Genomic DNA, 13,377 nt, shown 5'->3' on the forward strand with positions numbered 1-13,377 from the left:
GGGAATGGACCAATCCCACCAGCCGGGAGGACGTTCCACCCTGCGCTAGGGTCGGACGTGTTGGCGGTTCGCCCGACCGGTTGACCCCGGAAGGGCGAGGCAAGAGGGAACCCGGTGCGAGTCCGGGACTGCCCCGCAGCGGTGAACGGGAACGAAAGCCGTCATCAAGCACTGCGCCCGCGTCGGGCGTGGGAAGCGACGGCCGGTAGGAGCGCGCACGACGCCCGTGAGTCCGAAGACCTGCCGCCGACCCGCGCGCCCACCGGACGCGCGGCGCCCGTGGGCCTCTCGGGAGGGCTCGCGCGGACGCGGCCGTCCCCACCGGGTCCGGCCCTCCTCGCGGCGCGCCCGTGCTGACCCGCGGGTCCACGCACGCTCACGAGGAGAGAGCCTGTGACCAGCGGTATCGGCTCGACCGTGCTCGGCTACCCCAGGATCGGCCCGCGCCGGGAGCTCAAGCGCGCCGTCGAGTCCTACTGGGCCGGGCGCACCGACCGGGACGCCCTGCTCGCCACCGCCGCCCGGCTGCGCGCGGACACCTGGCGCGACCTGCGCGAGGCGGGCCTGGACTCGGTCCCGTCCAACACGTTCTCGTTCTACGACCAGGTCCTCGACACCGCCGCCCTGGTCGGCGCCATCCCGGCCCGCTACCGGCAGGACCACGAGGTCGACACCCTGTTCGCCGCCGCGCGCGGCACCGGGTCGCTGGCCCCGCTGGAGCTGACCAAGTGGTTCGACACCAACTACCACTACCTCGTCCCCGAGATCGACGAGACCACCACGTTCGCCCTCACGGGTGACAAGCCGCTGGCGGAGCACCGGGAGGCGCGGGCGCAGGGCGTGCCCACCAGGCCGGTCGTGCTGGGGCCCGTGACGTTCCTGCTGCTGGCCAAGGGCGTCGACCCGCTGTCCCGGCTGGACGAGCTGGTCGAGGTGTACGCGGACCTGCTGCGCGGGCTCGCCGACGAGGGCGTCGAGTGGGTGCAGCTGGACGAGCCCGCGTTCGCGGCCGACCGCAGCGAGCGCGAGCTGGTGGCGCTGGAGCGCGCCTACACCCGCCTGGCCGCCCAGTCGGCGAGGCCGCAGCTGCTGGTGACCGGCTACTACGGCGACCTCGGCCGGGCGCTGGGCGTGCTGGCGGGCACGGCGGTGGACGCGCTGGCCGTCGACCTCGTCGCCGGGAGCGAGGAGGGCCTGGCCGAGGTGACCGCGCTGCGCGGCAAGATCCTCGTGGCCGGCCTGGTCGACGGCCGCAACGTGTGGCGCACCGACCTGCGCGCCGCCCTGGCGCGGGCCGAGGCGCTGCGCCCGCTGGCGCGGGAGGTGGTGGTGTCGACGTCGTCGACGCTGCTGCACGTGCCCTACGACCTGGACCAGGAGCAGGGGCTGGGGGAGGAGGTGCGCGACCGCCTGGCGTTCGCGCGCCAGAAGGTCCACGAGGTCGTCCTCCTGGGCCGCGCGCTCGCCGAGGGCCCGACCGAGGAGTGGGAGGCCGAGGCCGACCGCCCCCGCCCCGCACCCCGCCACGACGGGGCCGTCCGCTCCCGCCTGACCGGCTTGCAGCCCGACGCCCGCACCCGCGCCCCCTACGCCGACCGGGTGGCCGCCCAGTCCGACCTGGGGCTGCCGAGGCTGGCGACCACGACGATCGGCTCGTTCCCGCAGACCACCGAGATCCGCACCGCGCGCGCCGCCCTGCGCTCCGGTGAGCTGGACCTCGACGGGTACGCGGAGCGGATGCGGACCGAGATCGGCCGGGTGATCGCGCTGCAGGAGGACATCGGCCTGGACGTGCTGGTGCACGGCGAGCCGGAGCGCAACGACATGGTGCAGTACTTCGCCGAGCACCTGGACGGTGTCGCGGGCACCGAGCTGGGCTGGGTCCAGTCCTACGGCTCCCGCTGCGTGCGCCCGCCGATCCTGCACGGCGACGTCACCAGGCCCGAGCCGATCACCGTCCCGTGGACCACCCACGCCCGTTCCCTGACCACGCGCCAGGTGAAGGGGATGCTGACCGGCCCGGTGACCATCCTGGCCTGGTCCTTCGTCCGCGACGACCAGCCGCTCCGCGCCACCGCGGACCAGGTCGCCCTGGCGCTGCGCGACGAGATCGCCGACCTGGAGGCTGCGGGCACGCGCGTGATCCAGGTGGACGAGCCCGCGCTCCGCGAACTCCTCCCGCTCCGCGAGGCGGACCGGGAGGACTACCTCGACTGGTCCGTGTCCGCGTTCCGCCTCGCGACGGGCGGCGCGGCGGCGGGCACGCAGGTGCACACCCACCTGTGCTACTCGGAGTTCGGCGAGGTCATCGAGGCGATCGACGCCCTGGACGCGGACGTGACCACGATCGAGGCGGCCCGCTCGAAGATGGAGGTGCTGGCAGACCTGAGCGCGGCCGGTTTCGCACGCGGAGTCGGACCGGGCGTGTACGACATCCACTCGCCTCGGGTGCCGGGGGAGGAGGAGCTGGTGGCGCTGATCGCGGAGGCGTCCCGCGCGGTCCCCGGCGACCGGCTGTGGGTGAACCCGGACTGCGGCCTGAAGACGAGGGCCTACGCGGAGGTGGAACCCGCACTGCGGGCCTTGGTCGCGGCGGCGAAGCGCGTCCGGGAGACGACGACGAACTGACGCCCGCCGAGGTGTTCCCGCCGGGCTGACACCCGGACAAGGTAATGGCCCCCGCGCTCCCGATCGGGAGCGCGGGGGCCGCCTCCACCCCGGAGTCCGTTGCAGCGACGGAACCCGGTAGTACTTCCGCACCTTCGCCAGAACCCTGCTGAACGCTGAGTACCCCAGCCCCCACACCCTGAACCTGCCCGATCCACATGTCCCCCGGACGGCGCAGCCCGCCCCTCGTCACCCACCACCCGCCACTCCTGCCTGTCTGCCTGCCGCCGTGTCCGCCGCTCGTCCGCTGGTCATCAGGGGCAATCACTCGTCCGAGGGATGAACCCGGTGCCCCGCGTTGCAGGCGCGGCGTCCGCCCCACACGATTCCCCCGCAGTGGCAGGTCTTTCGGCGCGGTGTTCGGCGCGGTGTTCGGTTCTGGTGGTGTTCGGCTCTGCTGGCGGAGGGGCGGTGGCATGGGGCTCGCGGCGCACGAGCAGCACGAGGAGGCCGAGGCGGGGGATGCCGTCGACGCGCTCCTGGGCGGGTACTGGAGGTTCCACGTGCTCGGGGCGTTTGTGCGCCTGCGCGTGCCCGACCTGCTCGCCGAGGGGCCCACCACGGCTGCCGAGGTGTCCGACATGCTCGGGGCGGTCCGGCCCGACGTCGTCGACACCTTCCTGCGCTGCGCCTCCGCCGAGGGGCTGCTCGACCGGAGCGGTGACGGGTGGTACTCGGCCAACGCCGTCACCGCCGCGCTGTGCCGCAACGGCAGTCACGCCACGCTCGCCCTCACGCTCACCGCACCGGGGGCTTGTCGCCCGATGGAGGTGCTCGACCAGGTGGTCCGCCACGGCAGGTCACGGGCGGATCTGGTGTTCGACGGCGACGACCTGTGGACCTACTACCGCCGGACCCCGCACGAGGCGGCCTGGTTCTCGGACTGGATGCAGGAGTTCACCGAACCGGTCGTGGACTCGGTGCTGGACCGCTACGCGTTCACCGGACACCGCCGCGTCGTGGACATCGGTGGCGGCAATGGCACCCTGCTTCGCCGGGTCCTCGCCGCCCACCCCGACGCCACCGGCGTGCTGTTCGACCGCCCCGAGGTGGTGTCCAGGGCGGGCGCGGTGTTCAAGCGCCTCGGACTGGCCGACCGCGTCGAGCTGGTCGGCGGCGACTTCTTCGAGGCCATCCCGCAGGGCGGGGACCTGTACCTGCTCAAGAGCGTGCTGTGCGACTGGGACGACGCCAGCTGCGTCCGGCTGCTCTCCCGCTGCCGCGAGGCGGCCGGACCGGGCGTGCCGATCGTGGTCGTGGACTGGGTGCGCGGCGACGGCGACTCCCCGGTCCACGACATGATCTCGTTGCAGCGCCTGGCCCTGAACGGCGGCGAGATCCGCACGTTCGGCCACTTCCGCGGCCTGTTCGAAGCGGCGGGCCTGGAACTGGCCGTCCTCGACCGCCCCACCCCCGGCACCACCCACGAGTGGGAACCAGCAACGATCATGGAAGTCGTCGACGCCTCCCCCTGGAGGTGAGGGTTCACGGGTGGGCAGGCTCCCCACGGGCGGGCTCTGCGTGCGCGGGCGGTGTTTCACGGGCGTATCGAAAAACGGATACGCGCTCGCAACCCGCCGACCTCTTCACTGACCGGCAACCGCAACGCGCTCCCGCGTGCGGGCCGGGAAGGGACAGGTCGTGGACGTGGGGAATGTCGAAGGGGCCTCCGAGGGGAACGCGGGCGGGATCGGTCGGCGGAAGGTGTTCGGGTGGGGTGGCTTGGCGGCGGCCGGGATGGTCGCGGCGAGCGCGTCGCCCGCTGACGCGCTCGGGGACCCGCGCAGGGGCGCGGGAGCCACCGATGTCGGGAGCGGGTCGGGGGAGCGGGTGCCTCCGGACGCCCTGCCCGGTGGCGCGCTCGACCGGTACGTGGCCGGGCTCGCCGCCGAGGACGAGTTCTCCGGGGTGCTGCTGCTCTCGTGCCGAGGCCGGACCGTGCTGTCCCGCGCCTACGGCATGGCGGACAAGGAACTCGGGGTCGGCAATCATCCGGGCACCGCGTTCAACCTCAGCTCGGCCAGTCAGCCGTTCCTGGCCGTGGCCGTCATGCAGCTCGTGCAGGCGGGCGCGGTCGGGTTGGCCGATCCGGTGGGCGCCCACCTGACCGGGTTCCCCACCGACATCGCCGAGCGGGTGACCGTGCACCACCTCCTCACCGGCACCGGCGGCCTGGACGCCCCGATGCCGGACTGGCAGCGGGTCTTCCACAGCCGTGACGAGGTGCGCGAGCAGCACCGGCTGTGGACGCACCAGGCCCGACTGGTGGCCGCCCCCGGTTCAGCCGGCCAGGGGCACACGCCCGGCGGCGGGGTCGGGTTGGCCATCGCCGCGCGGATCGTGGAGGCCGTTGCCGGGACGACGTTCTGGGACTACGCGCACGAGCACGTCTTCACGCGCGCGGGCATGACCGGTTCGGGGTTCTACACCCGGACGCAGTGGCTCTCCGACCCCCGCATCGCGCACCCGTACGCGAGGCAGACCGACGGAAGCCGGGTGGACGTCGTGCGCCACCTCGACCGGGGCAGCACCGCCGGCCCCATCGAAGGCCGGAACCCGGCACGCGCGTTCATCGGCCACTCCTCCGGCGACGCCTTCGCCACCGCGCCCGACCTGATCCGCTTCGCGCACGCGCTCCGCGACGGCACGCTCCTGTCCCGGCCCTACGCCGAGCTGCTGACCGGCGCCAAGCTGCCCAGCCACGGCCCCAGGTCGTTCACGGGCTACACCGGCCCGCTCCACCTCCTCAACGGTGATCAGTGGACGTTCGGTCGTGGTGGCGGCAACGCGGGGTGCGGGGCCGACTGGACGGTCTACCCGGACACCGGCTGGACCGGCGTCCTGCTCAGCAACTACGACGACTTCCCGATGCTGGAGATCCTCCAGCTCCAGGAGCAGGTCATCACCGGGCAGGACGGCACCCCTCCGGGTGGTGGCTGATCGCGGCGTGCGCCCTGTCGCCCCTCGCGCCTGCCCGCCCTCGCCCCTCCCCCCGGAGAGGTCACACCGTCGCGGGCGGGTGCGCCGGGGTCGCGCCGATCCGGTTGAGCAGGCTCAGGATCAGGTCCACCCTGGTGAGGAGCCGCTCCGGGGCGATCCGCTCGGCCGCTGTGGCGTAGGCGTACCCGCCCTCGATGGTGAGCAGGACGGGCATGGGCCCCTGGAACGGGCTCAGCCCGGCCTCGTCGACCAGCCACCGCGCGAGCTGCGGCGTGAAGGCTCGGGACACCGCCACCGGGTCGGTGGAAAAGGCGGTGAACTCGTGGCTCGCCGGTTCCGGCAGCCGCACCGGCAGCCAGTCCCGCTGCTCGCGCACCGCCGTGATGGGCGGTTCCCCGGCGGGGCCGACGTCCCCGGCCTGGGCGGGGGTCAGCGGCCTGCCCTGGAAACCCGAGCGCACCCGCCTGCACAGTTTGGTCGCGGGCAGCGGCGAGGTCGCCACCTCGATCCGGTGCTCGTGGATCGTGCTGGAGGTCGTGGTGACCCCGTGCTTCACGATCGACGACTCGCTCACGCGCACCGACCAGCCGCCGCGCTGGAAGTCCAGCGCGGTCTCGAAGCGGGCGCGGCGCACCGTGCCCACCCGGTTGACGACGCCCTCCGCCTGGTTCCGCAGCGGCGTCAGGAGGTCGGTCGTCCAGGCGCGGGCCCCGGCGGCGCCGACCACCTGCCCGCCCAGCGCGTCCGCCAGCGCAGCCAGCGCGTCTGCGTGCGCCCGCTCGTCCTTCCGCTCACCGCGCCACTTCCACCAGAACAGGAGGGCGACCAGGGCCAGCAGGGGCACGACGATCGGCGCGAAGACACGGAGCAGGTCCATCAGATGTCCAGGTACCCCTCGATGCGCTGCTTGGACTGGTCAGTGCCCGTGTCATCGTAGGCGGCGGCCTTCTGGCCCGCGCCGTAGTTCCGTAGCGGCTTGTCCACACCGGCGTTGACGCCCTTGCCGATCCCCAGCTGCGAGGCCGCCGCGTCGGTGGCCGAGCCCACCACCGACTTGCCGAACCCGTCCCGCACCCGCTCGCCGAGCATCCCGTTCTCGCCCCAGAGCTTCGTCATCGGCGAGTTGCTCCCCGGCAGCCCTGCCTTCCGCATCTCGACGGCGACGGCGTGGCTGATCTGCTTGGTGGCCATCGAGCGTTGGAACGCGGTCTTCACGTTGCCCGCCCGCTGCGCCAGGTTCCGCAGGAAGGCGAGGATTCTCGTCAGGAACTGCTTGAGCTTCGCCACGATCCTGGCCACCCGGCTGCCGGTGGTCGCGACGCGCACCCCGGTCGCCGCGCCCGCCGCGGCGGTCGACGCGCCGAAGCTGGGCACGGCGGCGGCCAGCGCGGGTATCCAGATCATCACCAGCCAGGTGGTCAACTCGGTGAGGACCGCCTTGATGAAGTCCTCAACGATCGTCATGATCATGCTGGAGATCTGGAGCACCTGCGCCAGCTCACCGGCCTGGGCCGCGACGCCGTCGATGCCCGAGGCGAACTCGCCCAGCTTCGTGCCCGCCGCCTCCGACGCTGGCCCGCCCCAGGCGGTCACCGAGCTCCGCAGGTCCTCGTCGAACTTCTGGCGCAGCGCAGCCACGCCCTTGGCGATCGCGTCGAAGTTCTCGGCGGCCTGGGCCAGCGCGGGGCCGTCGCCGCTGACGAAGTGGATCGCGTCCTCCAGCGGCTGCACGACGCTGATCAGGAAGTTCAGCCCCTGCCCGACCAGCCAGCCGATCGGGTCGAGCGCGATGCCGTAGGCCGATGTGCCCAGCGCGCCGATCAGGGCGGTGCCCTCGGACGCCAGCCCGGTGACCTCGGCCCCGCCCTTCTCCGTCGCCTTGCCCAGCGCGTCCTTGGTCTTGAGGTAGTTGCCGTAGAAGGGAACGGCTTCCGCGACCTTCTGCCCGGTGTCCTTCTCGCCGACGGTGATCTCGACGCCACCGGCCGTGCTCTTCGCCTCGGTCATCACCGACCCCCTTGCCGCTCGTCCAGCCGGACCTGCAGGCCGCTGAGCAGCTCCTTGACCGCTTCCTCCTGGTCGGTGTAGTCCTGCGCCGCGCCGGTGAACTTCTCCGAACCCGACCGCAGGCCCTCCTGCAGGGCGGTGAACAGCTCGTTCAGGTCGCCCAGCATCCGCGTGCACTCGCTCTTGACGACCAGACCGACCACACCCCACGACCGCTCCGGCACGTCCGCCTCGGTCACTAGGCCCGCGATCTCCTCGGCGGTGCTGCGGTGGACGTCGAGCTTGCCCGCGAACGTCCGCAACTCCTGCGGGCTGACGTCGAAACCACCGCTCACCGCGCACTCCTCCAACCGCCATCGCGCTCGCGCACCCTCATCGGCCCTCGTCGTCGTAGAGGTTCAGGAACCGGTCGTCACGCTTCTGCCCCGGATCGGCCTGGGGACGTCGCGGTTGCTGGTCGTCGTCGCGCAGGAAGCCCCGCTGCGAGAAATCGTCCGCCTCCTCGGCGGGCGCGGGCCTGCGGGGCGGGGTCGGCCGGGCGGGCGGCGCCAATGGCGTCTGCGGACCCGGACCCGCCGCAGGCGGCGCGGGTGGCGGCGCGGCGGGCGGCTGTCCCGGCGCCTGCTCGGTCATGGCACGCAGCTCCTGCGGCGTGACGCCGAACAGCTGGGCCTGCGTCTCCAGCACCTGCTCGGTCAGACCCATCTCGTCGCCGAGCGCGTTCTCCACGATGCCCGCCTGGCGACGCGCGGACTCGGCGACGGCCTGACGCAGGGTCGCCATCAGCGCGGTGGCCAGCGCCTGGGGCGGGCGGTGCATCGCCTGGTCGGTGAGCCGGATGTCCTTGATCGTCCCGGAGGGGCCCGCGACGACGGTCACCTCGCGGTCCGCGGAGGTCGCCACGACCTCCAGCTCGGTCAGCTCGCGTTGCATCTGCCCGAGGTCGGCGAACTGCTGGTCCACCCGGTGCAGCTTCGCCTGGAACTGCTCGAACTGGGCTACGAGCTGGTTGAACTCGGCCGACACGGCAAGACCTCCCGAATCTTCCTGACTCGACGCCGCACGGAGCATCTGCGGGCGGGGAACATGGTGGCAAGTGAAGGGGCGGTCGCAGGCCCGAACGGGTGAAAAGAGACGAAATCCCCTCGGAACGTGGATGGTCCCTCGGCATCGACACCCGGAATCGACGCTCGGCTGACGACCCGACGGGTGACGCGCTCCACCCGCGCCCGGTCTTCGCGGTGTCCCCTCCAGCGCTCCGGCCGCGACTTCACCACGAACCCTCGCCGGAACCCGCCCCCGTCGCCACCGCCGTTCCGGCCGGACCTGGGCTCTTCGCCCACGCGTCTCCCCACGCGCGCGAAGAAGCGCAGGATCTCCAGCGCGCTCGCCCTCGCCCGAGCGCTTCACGACCAGCGGTGCCGACGCCAGGGAGCCGTTGAGCTTGGTGGTGTCGCCGGTCTGCAGCGGGCCAAGCGCCTGCTCCTGCCACAGGCGTGCGAGGACCTGTCAGTCCAGGGGCGGCGCGCCGCACTGGAACCGCGTGGGCTCGTTGGCCGTGACGGGTTCCTGCACGACGAAGTTCCGCGCTGCTGGTCGGGCGCTGGAAAGCCCTGCGCCACACCGCCGCCAGCCTCGCGCACTCACCAGGGATCGTCGCCGTCGTACCGGCCTGCACCCACTGCGAATACCACTGGAACACCCGCCGGACACATCGCTGAGATCACCTCGCTGCGTGGTGGTCGGCCCACCGGTGTGTGGCTGGCCCGCTGGACGGCGGTCGACTTCACCAGGTGGTGGCCGACCGCACCGGACTGCTGGGGCGCCCCACCGGGGGCGGACGGGCCGTCGCGGGGGAATGGCTGCCCCTTGGCGGTGAGTGGCTGGTCATCGCTGCGAGAGCAGGTAACCGGGAATGCTGCTGTGCCTGGCCCGTCCCCGGCGCAAGCCGCCCCCTGGACAACACGCCCCTAGATTCTGTCGTCAAATGTCACGCCCACATCAGGAGTGACGCGAGGGTGACGGCTGCTCTGTAGGACTCGGCGGTCTTGTCGTAGCGGGTGGCGATGCCGCGCCACTGCTTGAGGTGGTTGAAGCAGCGTTCCACCACGTCGCGATGTTTGTAGATCTCGCGGTCGAAGCCCGGCGGGCGGCCTCCGCGGCTGCCCCGCCGGGCCCGGTTGCGGACCTGGTCGGCCCGCTCGGGAATCGTGTGGGCGATGCCTCGGCGGCGAAGCCGGGCGCGGATCGCCTTCGAGCTGTGGCCCTTGTCGCCCAGGACGCGATCGGGCCGGCCCCTGGGCCACCCCAGGCCGGTCCGCGGCACCCGGATCGCCTCCATGACGGTGGTGAACCGGGTGCGGTCGTTGATGTCGCCGCCTGTGACAACGAACCCCAGCGGCCGGCCCGGCCATCGCACGCCAGATGGATCTTGCTGGTCAGACCGCCTCTGGACCGGCCGAGGGCCGGGTCGCGGAGCCCCCTTCTCGTGCCCCGGCCGCGTGCTGGTGGGCCCGGACGACGGTGGAGTCTATGGACACCAGCCAGTCGACCTCGCCCGCCGCGTCCGCTTGCGCCTGGGCGGCCCGCAGCATCCGCTCGAACGTGCCGTCCGCCGCCCACCTGCGCAAACGGGTGTGCAGCGTCGCCCACGGACCATAGCGCTCGGGCACGTCCCGCCACGCCGTCCCGGTCCGGAACTTCCACACGATCCCGTTCAGGACCCTGCGGTCGTCCAGCCGCCTGCGTCCCCGCAACGACTTGGGCAGCAGAGGCCGGACGAACTCCCACTCGGCGTCCGACAGTTCATGGCGACGCATCACAACACCATGATCCACCAGCGACGATCATTTGAAGACACGCCCTGGGCAACCCGCCCCCGGTGCAACCCCGCCCCTGGCGTTCAGGCAGCGCATGGTCAGGGCTCACCGGCCGCCTCGGCAGCGCGCCGCCCAGGCTCCGGGATCTGTGCGCGTCCTCAAGCCCCCTGCACCACCGCCGTCGCCCGGATCTCCACGCGCATCCCCGGTGCGCCCAGCGCCGCCACGCCCAGGGACGTCCAGATCGGGGCGCGGTCGCCCAGGCGGGCGCGGAACTGGGCGACCATCGTTCTGTTGTGGGTCTCGCCGAGGAAGTCGCCCGCCTCCGGCTCCGGCACGTGGTACGAGTCCACCGCGATCACGTCCGCCCACGTCGCGCCCGCCGTGGCCAGGGTGCGCTCCAGGTTGTCGAACGCCTGGACGATCTCGGCCTCCAGGGACTCCGGGAAGTCCCAGTCGTCGTCCCAGCCGCCCTGTCCTGACGTCTCGACGCGGTCGCCCACGCGCACCGCCTGGCTGTAGCGCATGGTCGTGAGCTGCCGGTCGCCGTAACCGGGGGTCACGCTGAAGGTCGCGCTCATGGGAAAGCTCCTGTTCGGGTCAAAGCCACAAGGTGAGTTCACGCTTGAAGTCACACTACCACCGTTTCGCTTCACGTGTGAAGTCATCCGGGGTCGGTAGAGTTCCCGGCATGGCGGGTGAGACTTCGGAGAGCGGGGAAACCGCAGCTCAGGGACCCAAAGACTCGAACGGGTACGACGACGGGAAAGTCGTCTGGGAGCCCCGCTGGCTCGACACGGGTGAGAAGGAGGCCTGGACCGCCCTCGTCTCCCTCGTCCTCCTGCTCCCCGGCAGGCTGGAGTCCCCGCTCCAGCAGGAGGCCGGGCTGACCCTGTTCGAGTACCTCGCCCTCAGCCACATCTCCGAGGCCCCCGACCGCCGCCTCCGGATGAGCGAGCTGGCCTACCTCGCCAACGGCTCCCTGTCCCGCCTGTCCAACGTCGTCAAGCGCTTCGAGCAGCGCGGCTGGGTCGAGCGCTCGCCCGACCCGGCGGACGGCCGCTACACCCTCGCCGCCCTCACCGACGCCGGGTTCGCCGTGGTCCAGGCCGCCGCTCCCACGCACCTGCGCGCGGTCCGCGAGCTCGTGCTCGACCCGCTCACCGCCGACGAGCAGCGCGCCCTCGCCGAGATCGCCGCCAAGCTCCGCGCCCGCCCGGTCGACCTGGCCTGAGCGCCGCGAACCCCGCTCGACCCGGATCTCCGGGGAAAACCCCTCAGCCCGCCCCCCGCCGTGCCGAAGCTCGGTGGCACAGGTCATAAGCGGGTACAGGAGGAGCCGGTGTTGCGTTCGCTGAGCATCAGGGGAGGCCTGCTGGCCTCGGCGGGAGTGGCGCTGGGGGTGGCCGTCGCCATCGGCGCGGTGGGGATCGTGGAGACGTCCAACACCGCGACGAAGGCGGAGGCGATCCACCAGGAGGCGCTGCTGCCGCTCTCCGCCGTCAAGGACATGCAGCAGCTCATCTGGCACGGCCGCTGGGCGTCGCTGTCCAACCTCACCGCCTCCGACGCCGAGAAGGCCAAGGCCTACGGCGCCGAGTCGTCCACGAACTACGAGGCGGTCACCACCCGCCTGGGCGAGTACTCGGCCATGCCGGTCACCGACGCCGAGCGCGCCGCCATGGCGACCTTCGCGACCGACTGGGCGAACTACATGGAGCTGCGCAAGCAGTCCTCCGCGCTGAAGAACGACGGCAAGGTCGCCGAGTGGGAGGCGTTCCGCAGCAGCACGCTGAACCCGGCCCTGTCCAAGGCGCTGGAGAACCTCGACAAGGTCATCACCCTCACCCAGGAGCACGCCACCTCCGCCGCCTCCGCCGCCCAGGACGCCGCCGCCGGCGCGCGCCTGGCGATCGTCCTCGTGCTGATCGCGGGCGTCCTGGTGGCCGCCGGGTTCGCGCTGGCCGTGTCCCGCGTCCAGGCCCACCGCCTGCGCGAGCTGCAGGACGTCGTGACCGCGCTGGCCGACGGCGACCTGAGCGAGCGCGTCGCCGACACCAGCTCCAACGAGATCGGCGAGATGTCCCGCTCGGTGCACACCGCCGTCACCAAGATGCGCGGCACCGTGCAGACCCTCGCCGCCGCGAGCCGCGAGCTGTCCGAGCGCTCCACCGCGCTGCAGGGCACCAGCCGCGACCTGGCGGGCGGCGTCGACCGCGCCTCCGACCGGGTCGGCCAGATCGACTCCGCCGCGGGCGAGGTCAGCGACGGCGTGCAGGCCGTGGCGGGTGGCGCCGAGGAGATGGGCGCGGCGATCCGCGAGATCTCCATGAGCGCCGCCGAGGCCGCCCAGGTCGCCGCGAACGCCGTGCAGTCCGCCGCCGAGGCCCGCCAGCTCATGGCCAAGCTCGACTCCTCGTCGGTGGAGATCAGCAACGTGGTCTCGGCGATCACCGCGATCGCCGAGCAGACCAACCTGCTGGCCCTGAACGCCACCATCGAGGCGGCCCGCGCCGGTGAGTCCGGCAAGGGCTTCGCGGTGGTCGCGGGCGAGGTCAAGGACCTGGCGCAGGAGACCGCGAAGGCCACCGAGGAGATCGGCCGCCGCACCGAGGTCATCCAGCACGACACGCGCGCCGCCGTCGAGGCCATCTCGGGCATCGGCGCGGTCATCGAGAAGATCAACGACTACCAGAACACCATCGCCTCGGCGGTGGAGGAGCAGAGCGCGACCACGCAGTCCATGACCGCGGACCTGAACCGCGCCGCGGGCGGCACCACGCGCATCAGCGGGCAGCTGGCCGAGGTCGTCGGCGTCACGGCCGACACCAAGCGGGCCGCCCAGTCCGCCGAGCAGACCGCCGGTGACCTGGCCGGGTTGTCCACCCGGCTGCGCGAGCTGATCGACTCCTTCCGCTACTGAGGGACCCCGCGGATTCGGCCC

The 13,377-nt window shown here is 72.4% G+C and carries 10 protein-coding genes, 1 pseudogene and 1 riboswitch; of the genes and pseudogenes, 5 read left to right on the forward strand and 6 right to left on the reverse strand.

The genetic code is table 11. The annotated features are described in order from the left end of the window. Positions 1-47 precede the first annotated feature (47 nt). A riboswitch (cobalamin riboswitch) is annotated at positions 48-262 on the forward strand. A gap of 131 nt (positions 263-393) precedes the next feature. From metE to AMIR_RS15400, 3 genes are all read left to right on the forward strand, one after another. Further along, positions 394-2,628, forward strand: a complete 2,235-nt coding sequence (metE, locus tag AMIR_RS15390; protein ID WP_015801883.1) for a 5-methyltetrahydropteroyltriglutamate--homocysteine S-methyltransferase — start codon at positions 394-396, stop codon at positions 2,626-2,628. Positions 2,629-3,083: 455 nt separating this feature from the next. Next, positions 3,084-4,148, forward strand: coding sequence for a methyltransferase (locus tag AMIR_RS15395; protein ID WP_015801884.1), 1,065 nt, complete (start codon positions 3,084-3,086; stop codon positions 4,146-4,148). A gap of 166 nt (positions 4,149-4,314) precedes the next feature. Beyond that, complete coding sequence (locus AMIR_RS15400) at positions 4,315-5,607, forward strand: serine hydrolase domain-containing protein (RefSeq protein ID WP_222840731.1); 1,293 nt, start codon at positions 4,315-4,317, stop codon at positions 5,605-5,607. Between the two features lie 61 nt (positions 5,608-5,668). On the opposite strand, the gene AMIR_RS15405 is transcribed toward AMIR_RS15400, so the two are convergent. The 6 genes and pseudogenes from AMIR_RS15405 to AMIR_RS15435 all read right to left on the reverse strand — a co-directional run bounded on the left by AMIR_RS15405 (position 5,669) and on the right by AMIR_RS15435 (position 11,014). Then, the gene (locus AMIR_RS15405; RefSeq protein WP_015801886.1) at positions 5,669-6,484 is read right to left on the reverse strand and encodes a hypothetical protein; all 816 of its coding nucleotides are present in this window, start codon (positions 6,482-6,484) and stop codon (positions 5,669-5,671) included. Beyond that, positions 6,484-7,614, reverse strand: a complete 1,131-nt coding sequence (locus AMIR_RS15410) for a hypothetical protein (RefSeq protein ID WP_015801887.1) — start codon at positions 7,612-7,614, stop codon at positions 6,484-6,486. Before AMIR_RS15410 ends, AMIR_RS15405 begins: the two co-directional genes overlap by 1 nt. Beyond that, positions 7,614-7,949 carry an ESX-1 secretion-associated protein gene (locus AMIR_RS15415; protein ID WP_015801888.1) on the reverse strand — a complete coding sequence of 112 codons (336 nt, stop codon included), beginning with the start codon at positions 7,947-7,949 and terminating at the stop codon, positions 7,614-7,616. Before AMIR_RS15415 ends, AMIR_RS15410 begins: the two co-directional genes overlap by 1 nt. Before the next feature lie 37 nt (positions 7,950-7,986). Continuing rightward, positions 7,987-8,640 carry a YbaB/EbfC family nucleoid-associated protein gene (locus AMIR_RS15420; RefSeq protein WP_015801889.1) on the reverse strand — a complete coding sequence of 218 codons (654 nt, stop codon included), beginning with the start codon at positions 8,638-8,640 and terminating at the stop codon, positions 7,987-7,989. A 964-nt stretch (positions 8,641-9,604) separates the two neighbouring features. Beyond that, a pseudogene (locus AMIR_RS37135) lies at positions 9,605-10,433 on the reverse strand (IS5 family transposase). A gap of 158 nt (positions 10,434-10,591) precedes the next feature. Beyond that, positions 10,592-11,014, reverse strand: a complete 423-nt coding sequence (locus tag AMIR_RS15435; protein ID WP_015801891.1) for a Rid family hydrolase — start codon at positions 11,012-11,014, stop codon at positions 10,592-10,594. Positions 11,015-11,124: 110 nt separating this feature from the next. Between AMIR_RS15435 and AMIR_RS15440 the strand changes: the two genes are divergently transcribed. Together AMIR_RS15440 and AMIR_RS15445 are read left to right on the forward strand one after the other, a co-directional pair. Then, a complete protein-coding gene (locus AMIR_RS15440) occupies positions 11,125-11,667 on the forward strand; it encodes a MarR family winged helix-turn-helix transcriptional regulator (RefSeq protein ID WP_015801892.1) in 543 nt (180 codons plus the stop codon). A 108-nt stretch (positions 11,668-11,775) separates the two neighbouring features. After that, entirely contained in the window at positions 11,776-13,356 is a 1,581-nt protein-coding gene (locus tag AMIR_RS15445) for a methyl-accepting chemotaxis protein (protein WP_015801893.1), read from the forward strand. Positions 13,357-13,377: the final 21 nt, after the last annotated feature.

The organism is Actinosynnema mirum DSM 43827, assembly GCF_000023245.1.
GTDB classification, from domain to species: domain Bacteria; phylum Actinomycetota; class Actinomycetes; order Mycobacteriales; family Pseudonocardiaceae; genus Actinosynnema; species Actinosynnema mirum.

Coding starts and splice junctions, on each gene's coding strand:
- AMIR_RS15395 (WP_015801884.1), top strand. CDS start 3,084: ATGGGGCTCGCGGCGCACGAGCAGCACGAGGAGGCCGAGGCGGGGGAT.
- AMIR_RS15405 (WP_015801886.1), bottom strand. CDS start 6,484: ATGGACCTGCTCCGTGTCTTCGCGCCGATCGTCGTGCCCCTGCTGGCC.
- AMIR_RS15410 (WP_015801887.1), bottom strand. CDS start 7,614: ATGACCGAGGCGAAGAGCACGGCCGGTGGCGTCGAGATCACCGTCGGC.
- AMIR_RS15435 (WP_015801891.1), bottom strand. CDS start 11,014: ATGAGCGCGACCTTCAGCGTGACCCCCGGTTACGGCGACCGGCAGCTC.
- AMIR_RS15440 (WP_015801892.1), top strand. CDS start 11,125: ATGGCGGGTGAGACTTCGGAGAGCGGGGAAACCGCAGCTCAGGGACCC.